At 69.6% G+C, this 19,509-nt stretch carries 17 protein-coding genes; 9 read left to right on the plus strand and 8 right to left on the minus strand.

Features of this window, described 5'->3' with window-relative positions:
• Positions 1-58 precede the first annotated feature (58 nt).
• On the plus strand, positions 59-754 hold the full coding sequence (locus PV396_RS31310) for a L,D-transpeptidase (protein WP_319210383.1): 696 nt from the start codon (positions 59-61) through the stop codon (positions 752-754).
• Between the two features lie 54 nt (positions 755-808).
• On the opposite strand, the gene PV396_RS31315 is transcribed toward PV396_RS31310, so the two are convergent.
• From PV396_RS31315 to PV396_RS31330, 4 genes are read right to left on the minus strand one after another with little or no spacing between them, the layout of a single operon-like run.
• Positions 809-2,011, minus strand: coding sequence for a Gfo/Idh/MocA family oxidoreductase (locus tag PV396_RS31315; RefSeq protein WP_319210384.1), 1,203 nt, complete (start codon positions 2,009-2,011; stop codon positions 809-811).
• Between the two features lie 47 nt (positions 2,012-2,058).
• Positions 2,059-3,414: an ABC transporter substrate-binding protein gene (locus PV396_RS31320; RefSeq protein ID WP_319210385.1), complete on the minus strand. Its 1,356-nt coding sequence runs from the start codon at positions 3,412-3,414 to the stop codon at positions 2,059-2,061.
• Between the two features lie 55 nt (positions 3,415-3,469).
• Positions 3,470-4,426 (minus strand): carbohydrate ABC transporter permease, encoded by a 957-nt coding sequence (locus tag PV396_RS31325; RefSeq protein ID WP_319210386.1) that lies wholly within the window; start codon positions 4,424-4,426, stop codon positions 3,470-3,472.
• A gap of 17 nt (positions 4,427-4,443) precedes the next feature.
• Positions 4,444-5,346: a sugar ABC transporter permease gene (locus PV396_RS31330; RefSeq protein ID WP_319210387.1), complete on the minus strand. Its 903-nt coding sequence runs from the start codon at positions 5,344-5,346 to the stop codon at positions 4,444-4,446.
• 171 nt (positions 5,347-5,517) lie between these two features.
• Here PV396_RS31330 and PV396_RS31335 point away from each other — a divergent pair, with 171 nt between their 5' ends.
• Positions 5,518-6,678 (plus strand): ROK family transcriptional regulator, encoded by a 1,161-nt coding sequence (locus PV396_RS31335; protein WP_319210388.1) that lies wholly within the window; start codon positions 5,518-5,520, stop codon positions 6,676-6,678.
• Positions 6,679-6,787: 109 nt separating this feature from the next.
• Positions 6,788-6,973 (plus strand): hypothetical protein, encoded by a 186-nt coding sequence (locus tag PV396_RS31340; RefSeq protein ID WP_006380218.1) that lies wholly within the window; start codon positions 6,788-6,790, stop codon positions 6,971-6,973.
• Between the two features lie 76 nt (positions 6,974-7,049).
• Here the strand turns inward: PV396_RS31340 and PV396_RS31345 are convergent, their stop codons facing one another.
• The 3 genes from PV396_RS31345 to PV396_RS31355 form a co-directional block, all read right to left on the minus strand.
• Entirely contained in the window at positions 7,050-8,408 is a 1,359-nt protein-coding gene (locus PV396_RS31345) for a S1 family peptidase (protein ID WP_319210389.1), read from the minus strand.
• Between the two features lie 149 nt (positions 8,409-8,557).
• On the minus strand, positions 8,558-9,379 hold the full coding sequence (locus tag PV396_RS31350) for an SAM-dependent methyltransferase (protein ID WP_319210390.1): 822 nt from the start codon (positions 9,377-9,379) through the stop codon (positions 8,558-8,560).
• A gap of 117 nt (positions 9,380-9,496) precedes the next feature.
• Positions 9,497-10,477, minus strand: a complete 981-nt coding sequence (locus PV396_RS31355; RefSeq protein ID WP_319210391.1) for a hypothetical protein — start codon at positions 10,475-10,477, stop codon at positions 9,497-9,499.
• Between the two features lie 164 nt (positions 10,478-10,641).
• Here PV396_RS31355 and PV396_RS31360 point away from each other — a divergent pair, with 164 nt between their 5' ends.
• The 6 genes from PV396_RS31360 to PV396_RS31385 all read left to right on the plus strand — a co-directional run bounded on the left by PV396_RS31360 (position 10,642) and on the right by PV396_RS31385 (position 16,491).
• Positions 10,642-11,967 carry an extracellular solute-binding protein gene (locus PV396_RS31360; protein WP_319210392.1) on the plus strand — a complete coding sequence of 442 codons (1,326 nt, stop codon included), beginning with the start codon at positions 10,642-10,644 and terminating at the stop codon, positions 11,965-11,967.
• Positions 11,964-12,875 (plus strand): sugar ABC transporter permease, encoded by a 912-nt coding sequence (locus tag PV396_RS31365; protein WP_319210393.1) that lies wholly within the window; start codon positions 11,964-11,966, stop codon positions 12,873-12,875. The genes PV396_RS31360 and PV396_RS31365 overlap by 4 nt, the downstream gene beginning before the upstream one ends.
• Entirely contained in the window at positions 12,872-13,816 is a 945-nt protein-coding gene (locus PV396_RS31370; protein WP_319210394.1) for a carbohydrate ABC transporter permease, read from the plus strand. The genes PV396_RS31365 and PV396_RS31370 overlap by 4 nt, the downstream gene beginning before the upstream one ends.
• A gap of 31 nt (positions 13,817-13,847) precedes the next feature.
• Positions 13,848-14,756 carry a 5-dehydro-4-deoxyglucarate dehydratase gene (locus PV396_RS31375; RefSeq protein WP_319210395.1) on the plus strand — a complete coding sequence of 303 codons (909 nt, stop codon included), beginning with the start codon at positions 13,848-13,850 and terminating at the stop codon, positions 14,754-14,756.
• Positions 14,753-16,042 carry a glucarate dehydratase family protein gene (locus tag PV396_RS31380; protein WP_319210396.1) on the plus strand — a complete coding sequence of 430 codons (1,290 nt, stop codon included), beginning with the start codon at positions 14,753-14,755 and terminating at the stop codon, positions 16,040-16,042. The genes PV396_RS31375 and PV396_RS31380 overlap by 4 nt, the downstream gene beginning before the upstream one ends.
• Before the next feature lie 62 nt (positions 16,043-16,104).
• The gene (locus PV396_RS31385) at positions 16,105-16,491 is read left to right on the plus strand and encodes a PPOX class F420-dependent oxidoreductase (RefSeq protein WP_319210397.1); all 387 of its coding nucleotides are present in this window, start codon (positions 16,105-16,107) and stop codon (positions 16,489-16,491) included.
• 74 nt (positions 16,492-16,565) lie between these two features.
• On the opposite strand, the gene PV396_RS31390 is transcribed toward PV396_RS31385, so the two are convergent.
• Positions 16,566-19,358: a hypothetical protein gene (locus tag PV396_RS31390; protein ID WP_319210398.1), complete on the minus strand. Its 2,793-nt coding sequence runs from the start codon at positions 19,356-19,358 to the stop codon at positions 16,566-16,568.
• Positions 19,359-19,509: the final 151 nt, after the last annotated feature.

The following is a 19,509-nucleotide window of genomic DNA, read 5'->3' on the forward strand; positions in this document are numbered from 1 at the left end:
CGCAGAGAAGAGAGTTCATGACAACCCGCACTCAGCACATGACGAGAGAGGCACCACCATGGGGGACGTACGCAGACGAGGTGCGGTAGCGCTCGGGATCACGGGGCTGCTGGCCCCGCTCACGCTCGCGCTCGGCACCGCTCCGGCGCAGGCCGCGAGCTGTACGACGCAGACCGGGCCGTACCAGAAGAAGGTGGAGAAGTTCCTCGGCCGGCCCGTCGACGGGCGGCAGTCCGCCGCTGACTGCAAGGCCATACGGGCCTTCCAGACCAAGCACGGCATCACCCCCAACGTGGGTTACGCGGGTTCCGTCACCTGGGGTGTGATGGACCTGATGCTGAAGCAGAAGGCCGTCGGGAACAAGCCCAACAAGGAAGGCAAGTGCCCGACCAACAAGGGCCGTATCGCCTGCGTCAACCTCACGCTCCAGCTGAGCTGGATCCAGGACGGCAGCCGCCTCGTCTACGGCCCGGTGCCGGTGCGCACCGGCCGCGACGGCTATGAGACCCGCACCGGACTGAAGAAGATCTACTGGCGGGACATCGACCACGTCTCGAACATCTACGACGTGCCGATGCCCTACAGCCAGTTCTTCGACGGCGGGCAGGCCTTCCACTCGGTCGGTCTCAGCATGTGGAACCCGCCTGGCTCGCACGGCTGCGTCAACATGACGAAGACGACCGCCAAGAAGTACTGGTCGCTGCTGAAGAACGGCGACGACGTCTTCGTGTACGGCCGCAAGCCGGGCACCTGATGAGGCACCCGGCCACGGGCCGCCCGGTCGTCTCCCCCTTCCCCCCCGGGGGGGTTACGCCTCGGGCGCGTCCCCGAAGTCCGGGATCGCGAGCCTCGCCCCGCCCTGCCGCGCCGAGTCGTGCGCCACGATGCCCGGCAGGGTGTAACGGGCGGCCACCCACGCGTTCACCGAGGGCAGGGTGCGGGTGTTGACCGCCGTCACGAAGTCGTCCACCAGGAAGTGGTGGCTGCCCTCATGGCCGTTGTGCAGCTCGTCGAACTCCCTCGGCAGCCGCGAGCGGTCGTGCACCGGGGCCGAACCCGAGGTGAACGCGGCCCGCAGGTCCCGTGCGATGTGCTGGAGTGACGGATCGTCAGCAGCCATGGTGGGCTTGGGCTCCAGCAGTTCGCTGATGTCCGTGACCCCCTTCTTGTCCTGCCAGAGGGCGACCGTGGCGAGCTGCTCCATGCTCGCGTCCGTACCGAAGAACCGGAACCGGGACTCCCGGATCTGTGAGGGGTAGCCGACCCGACGGAACTCGTTCGTACGGAACGAACCGCCGCCAGCGACCTCGAACAGCGCGCTCGCGTTTGAGTAGTCGTTGCCGAACTGGCTGACCTCCTTGTCGAACACACCGTCGCCGCGCTCGTCCCGCACCCCGATCGCCGACACGCTCACGGCGTGCGTCCGCCAGGCGCCGAGCACCCCGCCCACCGAGTGCGTCGGATACAGCAGCGGGGGGTAGCTGGCGGTCGCCTTCCAGTTCTCGCCGCCGCTGTACTGGTAGGCCTCGTAGAACCCGAGGTCCATGTCGTGCACATAGTCGCCCTCGGCGTAGAAGAGCCTGCCGAAGGCGCCTTCCGCGATCTGGTTGCGGGCGTGGACGGTCGCCGGGTTGTACTGACTCGTCTCGCCCATCATGTAGGTGAGCCCGGTGGCCCGTACGGCGTCGATGATCGCGCCGATCTCCGCCGCGGTCACCGCCATCGGCACCGCCGAGTAGACGTGCTTGCCGGCCCCGAGGCCCTGGACGACCAGCGGGCCGTGCGTCCAGCGCTGGGTGAAGATCGCGACCGCGTCGACCGCCGGTGATTCCAGCATCGCCTCGTACGAGGGGAACGTGCCCGACAGGCCTTCCGCCGCGGCCAGTTGCTCCGCCCGCTCCGGCAGGAGGTCGGTCACGTACACCTCGTCGACGCCCGGGTGGGCGAGGAACAGCTTGGCGAACTGACCGGAGAACTGCCCGGCGCCCACGATGCCGAGGGAGAACGTCATGTTGTGCGTGCCCTTCGTGTGTTGTCCTACCGGTGACTTCGGTGCCGTCACTGGTCGAGAATCAGGTTGATCTGGCTGTTGGTCCGGTCGAGGCTGGTCACGGACCTGCCGTTGCCGAAGATGTCCTGCATGGCGGGATGCATCAGCGCGTACACGTCCGCCGCGTAGTTGGTGATCGGGTAGGAGAAGGTGGCGAACTCCTTCCCGCCCGCCTTCTCGTCGGCGACCGGCCTGGTGAACGCCGAGACGTCGATGCCCTTCTTCCGGTACGCGGCCACGGCGGCCTTCGTGCCGTCAGGGGTGGCCGGGAAGACGATCCCGTAACTCCCCACCGTCCGCTGGCACTCGGCGGACGCCAGATAGGCGACCCACTTCTTCGCGCCCGCCATGTTGTGGGCGTCCTTGGTGATGGAGTCGGCGAGGCCGTTCATCATCGTCGCCCGCTTGCCCGTGGGCCCCGCCGGAGTGACGGCGGTGGCGATGTCCAGGCCCTTGAAGCCGGCGTACGACGAGATCATCCAGGCACCGTCGAACGCCGCTGCCGCCTTGCCCGCCGCGACCTGCGTGTTGGCCTGGTTGGACTGGGAGTTGTAGTCGGTGAAGGGGACCATGTAGCCCTTCTTCGCCAGTCCGAAGTACCACTTGATCACCGACTGGAAGACGTCACTGTCGTACCGGTACTCGGTGCCCCAGCGTTTCTCGTTCGTGTAGGTCCAGCCCGCCGACGCGGCGAAGGTGCTCCACTGGGTCTGGCCGTCACCGTCGCCGGCGCCGTTGGTGGCCAGCCCGTACACCTTGACGTTGTCCTTGTCGAAGCCGGGCTCGTCGCCCCGTTTGCCGTTCCTGTCGACGGTGAGGTGTGCGATCGCCTTCTCGAAGCTGCCGCCGTCCTTCGGGTTCCAGGAGAGGTCGTTCAGCTGTGCGGCCGTGAGGCCGGCGGCCTTCGCGAGCTTCCGGTTGTAGAAGAGAGCGACGGTGTCCCAGTCCTTCGGGGCGCCGTAGCGGTGTCCGTCCTGGCCCATCCAGTTGGCGGCGAGGCCGGGCTGGTAGGCGGAGTCCTCGATGCCGAGGTCGTCGAGCGGTTCGAGGACCTTCAGGTCGGCGAACTGGCCGAACTTCTGGATGTGGTCGGTGAACACGTCCGGCTGGGTACCCGCGATGAAGCTCGCGGTGAGCTTGGTCCAGTAGTCGTCCCAGCCCAGCTGGGTGATCTTCACCTTCAGCCCGGGGTTCTGCCGCTCGAAGCTCTTCGCGCAGGCCTCGTAGGCGGGTTGCTGGTTGGCGTCCCACAGCCAGTAGGTCACCGTGTCCGCCGACGAGCCGGTCGCTCCGCCCTGCGCGCAACCGGTCGCGAGGGACAGCGTCAGGGCTCCGGTCAGTGCCACGACGGTACGAGTGCGCATGTCCGTCCTCTCGGTCGATCGGTCGCTCGGGTGGTCAGGGGTCCGGTCGGCGCGGTCACTTGATCCCCGTGAAGCCGACGGAACTCACGATGCGGCGCGCGAAGCACCCGAACAGGACGAGCATCGGCAGCGCCGCGATCAGCGTCGCCGCCATCAGCCCCGACCAGTCGACACCGGTCTGCGGGGTCTGCGCCCGGAAGATCGCGAGCGCCACCGTCAGAACTCGTGAACTGTCGCTGTACGACACCATCAGCGGCCAGAAGTAGTCGTTCCAGGCGGTGATGTACGTCAGGATCGCGAGCGTCAGCACCGGTGTGGACGCCATCGGCAGCAGGACCCGGAAGAACACGCGGATCTTGCCGGCGCCGTCGAGGAGAGCGGCCTCCTCGACCTCACGCGGGATGTTCATGAAGAACTGGCGCAGGAAGAACACGGCGAACGGCGTCATGAACATCGTCGGCAGGGCGATCCCCAACAGGTTGTCCACCAGGCCGAGTTGCTTGATCAGGACGAAGTTCGGCAGCAGGGTGAAGATGGCCGGGACCATCAGGCCCGCCAGGAACAGCCCGAAGACCGTGTCCCGGCCCCGCCAGCGCAGCCGGGCGAAGGCGTACGCGGCCATCGCCGAGAAGAAGATCTGGCAGCCGGTGATCAGGGTCGACACGAGCACCGAGTTGAGCAGGTAGCGCCAGAAGTCCAGACCGCCGCCCGCACCGCCCTGTGCGATCGCCTCCTTGGTGGACTGCAGCCCGAGCGCCCGCTCGAAACCGCCGAGGGTCGGGTGCACCGGCAGCGGGTTCGCCGGGTCGGCGGCGAGGCCCGCGTTGGTGGACAGCGCGGTGCGCAGGATCCAGTAGAACGGCAGCAGTGTGACCAGCACGATCGCGGCCATCACCGTCCAGGCGGCGATCCGCCCGAGGGAGGGCCCGCGCCGCAGCGGTCGTACGGCCGTTTCGACCGGAGCCGGGGTGGGTGCCGGTGAGGGTGTCGTCAGGGTTGTCGGAGTTGTCATCGTGTAGCTCCTCCCGGTCAGCCGAGGTCGGTGTGGCCGGCCCGGGTGAGCCGGTACTGGAGGAAGGTGATCGCGCTCAGCACGACCAGCAGGGCCACGGACATCGCCGAGGCGTAGCCGAACTGGAAGCGGCCGAAGGCGGAGCCGTAGATGTAGAACTGCAGGACGTTGGTGGCGTTCGCCGGGCCGCCCGCCGTCGTCACCGCGACCGTGTCGAACACCTGGAACGAGCCGATCACCGTCATGATCAGGACCACCGCGAGGACCGGCCGCAGCAACGGCATCGTGATGCGCCAGAACATCCGCCCCTCGCTCGCCCCGTCCACCTTGGCCGCCTCGTACATGTCATTGGGGATGGCCTGGAGTCCGGCGAAGAGGAGCAGCGCGGTATAGCCGACGTGCCGCCACACGTTGATCAGCGCGATCGTGGGGATCGCCCAGGTCTCGTCCGCGAGGAACGGGATCCGGTCGAAGCCGAGGCCTGCGACGATCTCGTTGCCGATACCGAGCTGCGTGTCGAGGATCCAGAGCCAGACGATGCCCGCGACGACGTTCGACATCAGATAGGGGGTGAGCACGATCCCGCGCAGTACGGCCGACTGGGTCAGCCGCTGGAGCAGTACGGCGATGGCGAGCGCGGACACCGTCTGCACGCCGATGTTGATGGCGACGTACTCGACGGTCACTGTCAGCGAATCCCAGAAGATAGGGTCGTTGACCATCCGGACGTAGTTGTCCAGCCCCACCCACTCGGCCGGGGTCAACAGGTTGAAGCGGGTGAAGCTCAGGTAGACGCCCCGCAGCGTCGGCCAGAGCAGGAACACCAGGAAGCCCAGCATCGCCGGGGCGACGAAGAGCGCTGCGAGCGCGCCGTCGCCGCGGGGTGGACGCACAGGAGGTCTGGTGGAGGCGACGGTCATGGAGAGACTCCCTCGTCTGCTCGTCGGCGGCTCGTCCTCGGGTCACTTACTTTTGCGACGAAAGAATCCATCCGTCAAGATGCGGGTCGTAATCTTTTTCGGGCGGTGGTTCCCGCGTATGGTGAGACCTGTTAGTTCCGTACCAAAAGAAAAGGTGGGGGTCTGATCGGTATGACCGCACTGACCGACGGGTGGCCGCCGCTCAGCGCCGGTGAGCGCTCGGTGGCGATCGAGGTGCTCGTCCACGGCCCGCTGTCCCGTACCGAACTCGCCCGGCGGCTGGACCTCTCCGCGGGCAGCCTCACCCGGCTGACCAAACCCCTGCTCGAATCGGGGCTCCTCGTCGAGGTGCCCGACACCGGTGCGGCGGCCGAGGTCCGTCAGGGGCGCCCCTCGCAGCCCCTCGACGTCGTCGCCGAGTCCCGCGCCTTCCTCGGCTTCAAGATCACCGACGACATGGTCTACAGCGTCGTCACCACGCTGCGCAGCGAGGTCGTCGCCCGCCTCGACCGCCCTCTAGCCACCCATGATCCGGCCCGAGTGGCCGATCTGGTCGGCGAGATGACCGCCGAACTGACCGCCGCCCACCCCGCCGTCTCCGGAATCGGCATCGGCGTCGGCGGGCGCGTGGAGAACCGCGCGGTGGTCGCCGACTCCGTCTTCCTCGACTGGTACGACGTCCCGCTCGCCGCACTCGTCGAGGAGCGCACCGGGCTGCGGGTGGTCGTCGAGAACGACGTCACCGCCCTCGTCGAGGCCGAGAGCTGGTTCGGCGCGGGCCGCGGCCTCGACCGCTTCGCGGTCCTCACGATAGGAGCGGGCCTCGGCTACGGCCTGGTCAACGGTGGCCGGCGCGTGCAGTCGTCCGAGGACGGCCTGGGCATAGGGCGCCGCTGGATCGTCAACCCGAACGGCCCGCTCACCCCGGACGGGGAGCGCGGCAGCGCCATCTCGCTGCTCACCATCCCCAGCATCCGCTACCAGATCCGCGCCGCCACCGGCAACGATCCGACGTACGACGAGATCCTCGCCTCGGCGCTCGCCGGTGACCCCATGGCCGCACGGGTCGTCGACGAGGCGGCCCGTGCGCTGGGCACGCTGGTCGCCCAGATCGCCAACTTCGCGATGCCCGAGAAGATCCTGCTCGCCGGAGAAGGTGTGGGGCTGGTCGAGGCGGCCGGCGGCGCCGTCGAGGAGAGCATCCTCGCCAACCGGCATCCGCTCGCCGACCCGGTCAACCTGGAGACCAAGGTCTCCGACTTCCACGACTGGGCGCGCGGGGCCGCCGTACTCGCCATCCAGGTGTTGGTCCTGGGGGCGACCGACCGGTGAACTCCGAGGCGGGCGACGGGGATGTGACGCGGTGGACGTGATCAGCAACACGGTCAGTAATGCCGGAACAGTCCGATTTATTCGATTCAGATTTCACGCGGGGCGTCATATGCTTCACAGCATGTCCACCACTCTTCAATCCGCCCCTGATCGCTCGGCAGCCGACGTCAACGAAGAGATCCGGGCCCTCTGGCTCCGGTCGGGCGGGATCCTCAACAGTGAGCAGCGGCTCACCTACCAGCAGCTCGTCGCCGAGTGGGCCGCGGTCTCCCCGCACCCCGGACGCGACGCCTGACGTCTTTCGTTCGACCTTTCCAGCCGCAGGGCCGGGGCCGCGCACAGAGCGCGTCAGCCCCGGCCTCTTGTGTTTCTCAGCCCCAGGTGGCCGAGTACGACCTGCGGTAGTCCCGTCGGTCCTGTTCCACCCGGAACCATCGCGTGGCGACCAGGGCGATCAGACTGCCGCCCACGATCAGCAGCCCCGGGCCCACGTTCTTCGGGTCGCCGAGCCTCTCCAGCAGTGCCTCCCCGGCGGAACCGCCCGTCACCGGTGCCACCGAGCCCGGCTGGGCCTCCCCGGGGGCCACGGCGTTCTGCGAGGCCGTCGCGGACGGCGCCGGAGCCGCCGCCTGACCCGCCTGGCCGATCAACCGCACGTTCAGCGCGGTCAGCGCCTTGGTCACCGGCTGGAAGAACGTCGTACCGCCGGTCTTGCAGTCGCCGTTGCCGCCCGAGGTGATCCCGAGCGCGATGCCCTCGGAGAACAACGGGCCGCCGCTGTCGCCCGCCTCGGCGCACACGGTGGTCTCGATCAGGCCCGACACCGTGCCCTCCGGATAGTTGACCGTGGCGTTGAGCCCGGTCACCTTGCCGTCGCGCAGCCCGGTCGTGCTGCCGCTGCGGAACACCTTCTGGCCGACGGTCGGATCGGCCGCACCCGTGATCCGCACCCCCCGGCCGTTGCCGATGGCGACGACGTCGGCGCCGTCACCGGCCGAACCGCCGTCGTACTGAACCAACGAGTAGTCGTTGATCGGGAAGCTGCCGCTGATCGTCTTGCCGATCTCCCGCGAGCCCCCGGTGTCCGCGAACCACACCGAACCGTTGGGTCCGCAGTGACCGGCCGTGAGGATGAAGTCGGCCGAGCCGTTGGTGACGTTGAAGCCCGCCGAGCAGCGCCCGCCGGTCGACAGGATCGGCTGCGCCGCGTTGATCCGGGTGGTGAACTCGCCCTGGCTGCGCTCCATGCGCACGGAAGCGCCGATCCGCTTGGCGACCGCGGCCAGCTTGTCCCAGTCGGCGGCCGACACCGTCTTGTCGGCCTGGACGACCACCTCGTTCTTCGTGTAGTCGACCGCCCACGCCGTGCCCGCCACGCGCGGCGCCGAACGCAGCGTCTGCGTCGCCGACTTGAGGTCGTTCATGCTGTGGTCCACGACCTTCGCGCGGGCGCCCGCCTTCTCGACCTCCGCCGCCGCCTGGGCGTCGGTCACCGCGACCACCGGTTTCCCGTCGGCCGCGATCCAACTGCCCGCCGTACGGTCGGTGCCGAGTTCGCTGACGAGGTCACTGCCGGTGGTGCCGGCCGCGCGCGCGGAGCTGAAGGGCAAGGCGACTTGTGGTGGTTCGGTCGCCACAGCCTGGGTGACCATCAATCCGCCGAGGATGACTCCGCCGACGGCCGCCAGCCGTGTCGCTCGCCGGACGATCCGTCGTCGTGCGTGCCTCATCAAATGGCTCCCGAACCCTGAACGCGCGGTGTCGACACCGCGGGGACCTCCGGTCGTTGAGTGACCCTCACTTCCATACGTGGCAAGCGGTGTTCGTGTTCACCTCGTCCAAGATCCCGTTCGGGTTGTTCGACCGGTGACGGATCATGTCAGGGCTTGCGGGCCACCCCGCAGTACATGGCGACCTCCGCCGGCTCGTCCTCCCCGGCGGGCGACCCCTCCGGGCGCCAGTGCGAGCAGGACACGACGCCCGGCTCCAGCAGGTCCAGGCCGTCGAAGAAACGCGTCACGTCCTCGGCGGTCCGCTGGGTCAGCCGAGGGGTGCCGTGCGCGTTCCAGTAGCGGACCGCCGCGTCCACCTCGGTCAGTCCCGGGCCGGTGATGGTGTGCGAGAGGACCAGGTGGCTGCCCGGCGGAAGGGCGTCCAACAGCCGTCGTACGACGCCGTGCGGGTCCTCGTCGTCGCTGAGGAAGATGACCACCCCGAGCAGCATCAGGGCGACGGGCCGGCTGAAGTCCAGGGTCCGCGCGGCCTGTTCGAGGATCGCGTCCACGTTGCGCAGGTCCTCGTCGACATGGTCCGTACGCCCCTCGGGCGTACTGGTGAGGAGGGCGCGGGCGTGGACCATGACGAGCGGGTCGTTGTCCACGTACACGATCCGGGTGTCAGGGGCGATCCGCTGCGCCACCTCGTGCGTGTTGTCGGCGGTCGGCAGTCCCGTCCCGATGTCGAGGAACTGCCGTGTCCCGCACGCGGTGACCAGATGGCGTACGGCCCGTCCCAGGAAGAGCCGGTCCGCGCGGGCGTACTCGCTGATGCCCGGATGCAGTTCACGGATGCGGTCTCCGGCCTCGCGGTCGACCTCGTAGTGGTCCCGGCCGCCGAGCCAGTAGTTCCAGATCCGGGCCGTGTGCGGCTGACGCGAGTTGATCCGCGACTGCAGCGAGGGGGCCGGGGAGTTCTCGGGCACGGGGTCAGCTCCTGAGCACCTGCGAGAGAGTGTCAACCGGCAATCTAGACAAGGTTGTTGATGTTGGCGAGAGCTGTGACGTCGCAATGACGGATCACTTTGCGAATCCGTCGCGGGTCAGTGGGGGACGGCACCGAAGAGCCGGCCCCGGCTGCGCTCGTCGCCCCACACGGACCGGGCGTCCACGTACGGCCGCAGCAGCGCCGTGAGCGTCGCGTCCCCGCGCCCGTTCAGCTCGTGGGAGGCGACGCTTCGGGCGATTCCGGCGAGGAAATCGGCCAGTTGGACCCGGGTGTCGTCCCGTGCGACGACGAGCCGCAGGCCGCCGATGCGGGCGGTGTCCTTGAGCCACTCGATGCGTTCCTCGGTCAGCATGTTCTGCCGGTCGTGCACCAGCACGACGGCCCGGCCGCCGCCGCGCCAGTAGGCGGCGGTCTGCAGGATCGCCGGCAGCAGTGGGTTCAGTACGGGGATCAGGGAGGGGGCGGCGAGCAGCCGGGCCCGGTGGTCCGCGGCCCGGGAGCGGGCGCCCCCGAGCAGCTTCAGCACGTCCGCCGCGTCCGGGTCACGCAGCTCCGGTGCCCGCTCGGCCAACGCGTCCACCGCGCGGAAGAACGCCTCGACGGGCGTGCCGGTACCGGCGTCGGCCTCGCCGCGTACCCACAGCAGGGCGTTCGCCGCCGTCAGGAACCGCGCCCAGAGCTCGGCGCCGAAGGCGTCAGCGCCCGCCCGGCAGAGGGGGACGGCGCCCGTCGGGTCGCCGAGGAGCAGGTCGACGACCCGCTCCACCATGAAGAAGGTCTTCTCCGTGAGATGGACGTAAGCGCGCCCGTGCAGTGGACCCGAGGGCGCGAGCAGCCACTCGAGGACGGCCCGGTGCTTCTCCCGCAGCAGGTGGTTCGCCTTGTACTCCTCGGCGGGCGACCGGATCCGGTCGCGGATCTCCCGGATGGCCGCCGCCGCGCACTCCTTGGGCACATCCACACTGGCGTGGGCGAAGACATCGGTGTTCCCGCCGGTCAGGTTCTCGCCGTCCGACCCCGATTCGTCGCAGGCGATCTCGACGTGCGTGTGCTGCCGGGTCACATCGGTCAGCATCCCGCAAGGCGACCGGAAGGGCACCTGGTTATCGGGTGGCACAGGTCGTGTGACGTCCGTGAAAACTCCGGACCATGTCTTGACGTACGGCTGAAACCGTTCGTAGCTTACAGCGATCATTTAGATTCGTGAAAGACGTTCACGAATATGAACGGAGAACTTCCATGGGCGATCGCCGACGAAGTCGCCGCCTGGCCGCCGGGCTCGTCACCGCGGGGCTCGCGTTCGCAACGTCCGCCTGCGGAGCCGGTTCCGACAGTGCCGACAGTGACCCGAACTCCCTCGAGGTGTGGACCCGCAGCAACCCGGACGCAGCCGCCACCTATGGACGGGTGTTCGCCGCTTTCACCAAGAAGACCGGGATCAAGATCGACTACCAGCCGGTCATCAACTTCGACCAGCAGTTGCAGAGCCGCGCGTCCACCAGGGACCTGCCGGACGTCATGATCAACGACACCGCGCTGATGGGCAGTTACCAGAGTCAGGGACTGCTCAAGGCAATCGACCCCGACTCGATCGAGGGCCACGACCAGATCACCGCCAAGTCATGGTCCTCGACCGTGGGCATCGACGGAAAGCACTACGGCATCCCCTACTCCCGCCAGGCCCAGACCCTGATGATCCGCACGGACTGGCTCCGGAAACTCGGCCTCCAGGCGCCCACCACCTGGCAGGAGATGCTCACCGTCGCCAAGGCCTTCGCCACCCGCGACCCGGACGGCGACGGCAAGGCGGACACCTACGGCATGGTCGTCCCCGGCAGCGCACAGAACGGCTACGCCGCCTGGTGGGGCGCCAGTTTCCTCTGGCAGGGCGGCGCGAAGATCGTCGAGCCGGACGGCAAGGGCATCTACAAGCCGGCCATGGACTCGCCCGCCGCCGTCAACACCGTGACCTGGATGAAGGACAACCTCTTCTGCGGTGACAACGCTGTCACCCAGCCCGGCGCCCTGACCGCCATCACCTCCACCGCCACCAACTTCCAGGACGGCAACGCCGGGATGTACATGACCGGCCCCTACAACATCACCACCTTCGACCAGACCCCCGGCAAGGACAAGTACGAGGTCGTCCCCGCCCCCGCGGGCCCGGCCGGCGGCGACGTGCTGGCCGACGGCGAGAACGTCTACTTCGGCGCGAAGACCGGAAAGACGCGGCAGGAGCAGGCACTCGCCGCGTTCCTCATCAGCCCCGAGGGCCAGAAGATCGCCATGACCGGCGAGAACCAGCCCGTCGTCCGCATCCCCGTGAACTCCACGCTGGACGCCGCCACGGTCCGCGACGACCCCCGCTGGAGCGTGGTGCAGAAGGCGTACGAGGACGCCTCGCAGCAGTTCCCGAACGCGCCGGACTTCGCCCCCATCAAGCAGGACACCGCCGACGCGCTCAACTCGATCTTCACGTACTGCGGCGGTGACGTCCCCTCCCAGCTGCGGGAGCTCAACGAGACCCTCGCCGGTGACCTCAAGGACCAGGACCTGCTGAAATGACCGCTACCGTGACCACCCCCGCGGCGCGCGGAGGCCGGCGCCCCACCAAGAAGTCCCTGGTGCCGTGGCTGTTCCTCGCCCCTGGCCTGCTGCTCGCCCTCGTCTTCAAGTTCTGGCCGATGGCCAAAGGCGTCTGGCTCAGCTTCTTCGACGTCCGGCCCTTCCTCGGCGACAAGTGGACCGGCCTCGACAACTACACCCGGGTCCTGACCGACCACCGCTTCCAGGACGCCATCGGCCACACCCTGGTCCTCGGCCTCGGCCAGTCCCTCGGCGCCATCCTCCTCGGCTTCCTTCTCGCCCTGCTCCTGGAGGGCCAGGCCCGCTCGCTGAAGATCGTGCGCACCGCCGTCTTCCTGCCCGCCGTCACCGCCACCGCGGTCGTCGGCGAGCTGTGGCGGCTGATGTACTACCCGACCTCCGACGGCCTCATCAACAGTGGCCTCGGCTTCTTCGGGCTCGGCCCCGTCCAGTTCCTCGACAACCCCGGCATCGCACTGTGGTCGACGATGGCCATGGGCATCTGGATCTGGGCCCCCTACAACATGGTGATCATCATGGCGGGCCTCGCGGGCGTCGACCGCTCGCTGTACGAGGCCGCCGCGATGGACGGAGTCTCCCTCTGGCAGCGGCTGCGGTACGTCACCCTGCCGGCGATCCGCCCCGCCCTCGGCATCGTCCTCACCCTCGCGGCGATCCGCGGACTGCGCGTGTTCACCGAGGTCTACGTCCTCACCGGCGGCGGCCCCGCCGGGTCCACCGAGGTCTGGATGACCCGCGCGTACACCCTCGGCTTCACCCGCAACGACATCGGCGGCGCATCCGCGGCCTCCGTGGTGCTGCTCTGCGTGACGCTGCTGCTCACCGTCACGGTCAACTACGTCCGCAAGAGGGGAGATGTGCGATGAGCGCCCCCGTCATCGACTCCGTCCGCACGATCGCACCGAAGACGCCGGGGAAGCGATCCGGCAAGTCACAGCGGACCACACCGGCCCGCTTCGACACCGCCCTCGGCTGGAACGACAGGCCGGGCACCGCCTGGGCCCTGCGGATCCTGCTCTGCGCGATCGCCCTGGCCGTCTTCGCCGCGCCCTTCCTCGCGATCCTCTCGGGTGCCTTCACCAAGAACGCCAGCGGCTCCTCCCTCTCCTTCCTGCCGCACGACAGCACGCTGCTGAACTTCACGGTGGCCGGCGAACGCGGCATCTGGGACTACTTCACCAACTCGCTCGTCATAGCCGGCGGCGGACTGCTCCTCCAGCTCGTGGTCTGCACCCTCGCCGCATACGCGCTGGCCAGGCACCGCTTCCGCGGCCAGGCGCTCATCCTGACCCTGTTCATGCTGACGATGATGCTTCCCGAGGAGGTCATCGCGATCCCGCTGTCCCTGGTCCTCGGCGACGTCCCGGTGGTCCACCTCGACCTCAAGGGCACCGTGTGGGGCGTCATCCTGCCGCTGGGCGCCTGGGGCTTCTCGGTGATGATGCTGACCGAGTTCATGAAGGACATCCCCGACGAGATCGAGGAGGCCGCCCGCCTCGACGGCGTCGGCGAGCTGCGCATGCTGTGGCAGATCGTGCTGCCGCTGTGCAAGCCGGCGCTCGGTGTGGCCGGTGTCCTCGGCTTCATCATGATCTGGGACCAGTACCTGCTGCCGCTGATCGCCGCCAAGGACCCCACCGACTACACCGTGACCGTCGCCCTGTCCGTCCTGCGCACCGACCCCGAGGTCGGCTCCGGGGTGGTGCTGGCGGGCGCGGTCATCGCCCTCGTACCCAGCCTGATCGTCTATCTGCTGCTGCAGCGCTCGCTGGTCACCGGTATCGCCGCCGGTGCCACCAAGGGCTGACATTCCCCCGCCCCCCACGTCTGAGAGAGACATGAAGTTCCAAGGAGTGCTGTTCTTCCCGGTCACGCCCTTCCGGGCGGACGGAACGCTGGACGGGGAACGCCTCGCCCAGCACATCGAGGCCGGCGTCGCGGCCGGTGCGGGCGGGGTGTTCGTCGCCTGCGGCACCGGCGAGTTCCACGCGCTGACGCCCGCCGAGATCGAGGAGGCGACGCGGATCGCGGTCGCCACGACCGCCGGACGTGTCCCCGTACTGGCCGCCGCGGGCGGCCCGGTACCGGTCGCCCTCGACCAGGCCGCCCGAGTCCGGGAGGCCGGCGCCGACGGCATCCTGCTGCTGCCGCCGTACCTGGTGACCGCACCGCAGCAGGGGCTCGTGCGGTACACCCGCGAGGTGGCGTCGGCCGCCGGGCTGCCGGTGATCTTCTACCAGCGCGGCACCGCCCGCCTCACCGAGGCCACGGCCGCCGACATCGCCGCCCTGCCCGGCGTCGTGGGCCTCAAGGACGGCCTCGGCGACCTCGAACACATGCACCGCATCGTGCGTACGGTACGGGCGCTGCCCGGCGGCGACGACTTCGCCTTCTTCAACGGCCTGCCGACCGCGGAGATGACGGCCGGTGCCTACCGGGGCGTCGGCGTCGACCTGTACTCGTCCGCCGTGTTCGCCTTCGCCCCGGAGATCGCCACCGCGTTCCACCGCGCGCTGGCCGAGGGCGACGAGCTGCTGGTCACCAGGCTCCTCGACGAGTTCTACGGGCCGCTGGTCGAACTCCGTGACGAGGTACCGGGATACTCGGTGTCGCTGATCAAGGCCGGCGTCACCCTCCGGGGCCTGGACGTCGGCGGCGTGAGGGCACCCCTGCTCGACCCGACGCCGGACCACGTGGCCCGGTTGGCGAAACTCATCGACCACGGTCTGGAGGCGGTCCGCGCATGACCGGCAGGAGTACGAACACGACTGGCACCGGGGCCGGTACCGGCACCCGTATCCGCGAACTCGTCGTCACCCCCATCGCGTTCGGCGACCCGCCGCTGCTGAACGCCGACGGGGTGCACGAACCGCTCGCCCTGCGCTGCATCCTTCAACTCGTCCTGGAGGACGGCACGGTGGGCCTCGGCGAGTCGCCGGGCGGCAGTGCCCGCCTCGAACGGCTCCAGCAGGCCGCGAAGGCCGTCGTCGGCATGGACGTCTTCGACACGACCGCCGTCGCCGCCGCGATCGACGCCGTCCTGGCGCCGACCGTGCCCCGGTCCCACGACCGCGGCTGGGCCACCTCGGCCGTCGAGGTGGCCTGTCTCGACGCCCAGGGCAAGCTGCTCGGCCGCCCGGTCAGCGACCTGCTCGGCGGCAGGGTCCGGGACGCCGTACCCTTCGCCGCGTATCTCTTCTACAAGTGGGCCCAGCACCCCGCCCTCGACGGCCGCGAGGCCATCGGCGACGAATGGGGCGAGGCCCTCGATCCGGCCGGGATCGTCGAACAGGCCCGGCTGATGCGACAGCGGTACGGATTCACCTCGTTCAAGCTCAAGGGCGGTGTCTTCCCGCCCGACGAGGAGATCGCCGCGATGAGGGCACTCGCCGAGGCCTTCCCCGGGCAGCCCCTGCGTCTCGACCCCAACACGGCCTGGACGGTGGAGACCTCGAAGTACGTCGCCCGTGAACTCGACGGTGTCATCGAGTACTTGGAGGACCCGACAGCCACCATCCCCGGCATGGCCGAGGTCGCCAGGGACGCGCCGATGCCGCTCGCCACCAACATGTGCGTGATCGCCTGGGAGCACCTGCGTCCCGCCGTCGAACAGAACGCGATCCAGGTGCTCCTCACCGACCACCACTACTGGGGCGGGCTGCGCCGGACCCGTGAACTCGCCGCGGTCTGCGAGGCGTTCGGCATCGAGTTGTCCATGCACTCCAACTCACACCTGGGCATCAGCCTCGCCGCCATGACCCATGTCGGCGCCGCCATCCCCAACCTCGCGCACTCCTGCGACACGCACTACCCGTGGAACTCGGCCGACGACGTGATCGTCCCCGGCGCCATCGAGGTCCGCGACGGAGCGGTGAAGGTACCGACCGGCCCCGGACTGGGCGTCGAACTGGACCCCGCCGCCCTGGACCGGGCCCACCGCCGCTACCTCGCATCCGGTATACGGGACCGCGACGACACCGGGTACATGCGGCGGATCCGCCCGGAGTACGAGCGGCGGCTGCCCCGGTGGTGAGAGCGGGCGAGAGAGGAGGGCGCCGGGCGGCGGGTGAAGTACCGGCGCCTACACTCCCGCTCATGGACGACACCAGCAACCTGGACCGGCTCGGCGCGGGCAAATACCTGCTGATCACCAGCTTCCGCAAGAACGGCACGTCCGTCGCCACCCCGGTCTGGGTGGTGCGGGACGGGGACGCCCTCGGCGCCTGGTCGGCGGCGGACGCCTGGAAGGTGAAGCGGATCCGCAACCGGGCGGACATCCTCGTCGGCCCCTGCGACGCCCGTGGCAACCCGACCGGCAACTCGGTCCCCGCCACGGCTATGATCCTCGACCAGCCCGCGACGGACGTCTACCGGCAGCTCATCGCCCGCAAGTACAGCGTGCTGGGCCGGCTCACCCTGCTCGGCAGCCGGCTGCGGCGCGGAAAGTCGGGCACGGTCGGCATCCGGATCACCCTCGTCTAGAAACAGCCGAAGGTGGGATCCGCCCCGCAGGGGCAGCGGTCCCACCTTCGGCCACGAGCAAGGGAGTTCACACCCTACGACGCGTCAAGCACCGTTCCGGTGAACTCCGGACCCGGGATCGGGTCCCCGGTCTCGTCGTCGTACTCGATCTGCCGCAACCGCAGCGTCCTGGCGGGCTCGGCCACGCCGTCCGCGACCGTCGGGACACTCACCTCCGCGCTCAGCGAGCCCGGCGGGACGGTCCCCCACAGAGCGAGCCCGTCGATCGAGGACAACGGCCGCGACGGCAGCGGTGACTCACCGGACACGTCCATCAGCCACGCCGGGTCGACGTCCGTGGTGGACAGTTCCGTGCCACCGGTGACCGGCAGGATCTCCAGGATCGCGTTCATCTCGGTGCGGGACGGCGCCGACAGGGTCCCGCGCCAGGTGAGCCGCTGCCCCTCGGTGACCCGGTCCGCGACCGGGGTGACGGTGACCTTGGGCTTGGGGTCGTCGTTCGTGACGGTCACCCCGCCGGTGTACGAGCCGATGACCGTGCCGCGCACCGCCTTCACCATCACGTACATCCAGGACTCGTAGTCGTAGAGGGTGTCGCCCTTGACCGTCACCGGCACGTCGATGCCGTGCTGGCCCGGACGGACCGTCACCAGTCGGCTCGTCATGGTCTCCGACCCGGCGGGCAGGACGTACACCCGGACCGTGCCACTGCCCCGACCGGCGAGCCGGACCGGCACCCGGTAGGTGCGGGAGCCGGAGTCGCCCTCCTTCACGGTGAGCCGTCCGATGTCCACTCGCGGCAGCGCGGCGGCGCGTACCGCCGGGGTGCCGGGGCGCCAGCCCCAGGTGTCGATCAGCCAGGCCTGCCCCGCACGGCTGCGCGGAGTCAGCTCCACGCTCCGTACCTTGCGCAGGTCGACCCCGGCCCGGGCGGCGGCGGACAGCGGTACGCGGACCTCCCGCGCCCAGTACGAGGCCGTCCGCGGGCTGCCGGGCAGCCCGTCGACGCGGACCCGGCCGAGCGTGGCGTGCTTGCCGGCGGTGTCGGTGACGGACACGTCGAGCTGAGTACCGGTGGTGTTGGGCGGCACGAAGACGCGCAGGGCGAGAGCCTTGGCGCCGCCGAGGGAGACCGGCCGGCCAGGAGTGACCCGCACCGCGCCACCCGGCTGCGACCACTTGAAGGTGACCGCCCGGCGGCCCACCTCCCGCGGCGGCATCCAGCTCGCGAAGTGCGGGGACTGACCTGCCTCCGGGGCGAGACACCTGACCGAGGCACGGTCGTCCACCGCCGAGCAGAGCCGCCCGCCGCCGCCCTGCACGGTCACCGCGCCGTCCGGCAGGATGCCGGCCGAACGGTTCCCGCCCACCGCGTGCGTGAGGACACGCGCCGGGTCGGCGGACGGAGCCCGCCGGCCGGAGCCGTCGAGCAGCGGACGCACCCGGTCGTCGCCCGCGACGAACAGCCTGGCCGCCGCCGCGATGTAGGAGGAGCCCGCCCTGTGCTGCTGGTCGGGGGTCAGCCGGATCCTGGTGCCCACGTCGCACACCGGGTCACGCTCGTCCGGGTCCGACCCGAAGTCGTCGTCCGCCGGTGCCTGTGCCTGCCCCGGCGTCCACTCGGTGTTGAAGTAGTTGTGGTTGGCGCCGATCACGTACACCGCGCTGTGCAGGGCGGCACCGCGGCTGATCCCACGGGTGCCGTCCACGGCCACCTCGCCCTGCAGATCGGACACATCGCCGTCACAGCCCGGGAGGATCGTCATCGACGGCACATCGGCGACCGGGTTCTGCCCGAAGATCGTCGGGCCGATGAGGACCGTGCCCCGGATGTTCCAGCGCACCGGCCCGTGGTACCCGTCCTGATCGGCCGGCGGCCGGTACAGGCTGTCCATCGCGGCGCGGTTCACGCCCTCGCCGCCCCGCGAGTGACCCACCAGGAGCACCCGCGAGAGGTCCGCCGGCGGTGCGCCGCGCACGATCGCGGGCGCCGAGGGCCGGTTCGCCGCCCACTGGGCCCAGTGGGCGAGATGCTGCCGTACGAGGGAGGAGCGGGCCTGGGCCCCGGCGTCCTCGAGCGGCCCGTCCTGGGCGTTGATGCCGTTGGCGGAGATCGACACCGTCACATATCCCTGCGAGGCCAGGAGTTTCTGGTCGCGCAGATAACCCCGGTAGCTCGGTATCTGCTTCTCGCCGGCCGGGCACGGCCACTCGCCGCTGATGTCGTCGCTGCCGGGCTTGTAGCAGGTGGAGTGGCGTCCGTGCAGGAACAGCGCGAGAGGCCTGCGGCCGGTGGTCCCGGTCGGCGCGACCACCACGGCCTTCATCTCCACCGGCACGCGCATCTCGGGCAGTTTCACCGAGTTGAGCGTGTACTCGCCCGAGACCGTACGGTACGAGCCCGGCTTGCCGGGGTCGACCGCGCCTGCCGGTTCGAGGGCGGGCAGAGTGACGGGCGCGCGTCGTGCGCCCGCAGCCGTCCCCGGTGCGGCCGCGTCCAACCGGCGCCCGCCGGCGTGCACTTGGAGGTCCTCGAACGCCCTGGCCCCCTTGAGACCACCGGCCTTCAGCGCGTCTTCCACCGGAAGCCGGTAGGTTCTGCCGTCCTTGGCGGCCGAGGGCCGGCCGAGCAGCCGGTCGCCCGCGTAGAACTCGACGCGCGCGTCACCCATGGGTACCGGACTGTCGGAACGCCATACGAGCTGCCGCTGCTCACCGGCACCGGTGAACGTCCAGCCCGAGGGCAGCTGTTCGTCGGCCGCCGCCGCGGACCGGGTCGGCTGCTGCGCCTGCGCCCCATATGGTGATCCCGCCACCACCGCGAGTACCGCCGCAGCGGTGACCCATATTCGCCGGGCACGTAGCAATGGTCTCCTCCTCCTGGCCCTTGCTCAGGAGCCCCGGTCGCCCGACGGCCCCACTCGCCCCGGAGGACGGGATCGGAGACCTGTGGGTTGCCTGTGGAGGAGTATCAATGAGGGTGCGTGGTACGGGGGTTGGCGAAGGCGGGGCGGGACC

The organism is Streptomyces sp. ME02-8801-2C (genome assembly GCF_033793965.1).
Taxonomy (GTDB): domain Bacteria; phylum Actinomycetota; class Actinomycetes; order Streptomycetales; family Streptomycetaceae; genus Streptomyces.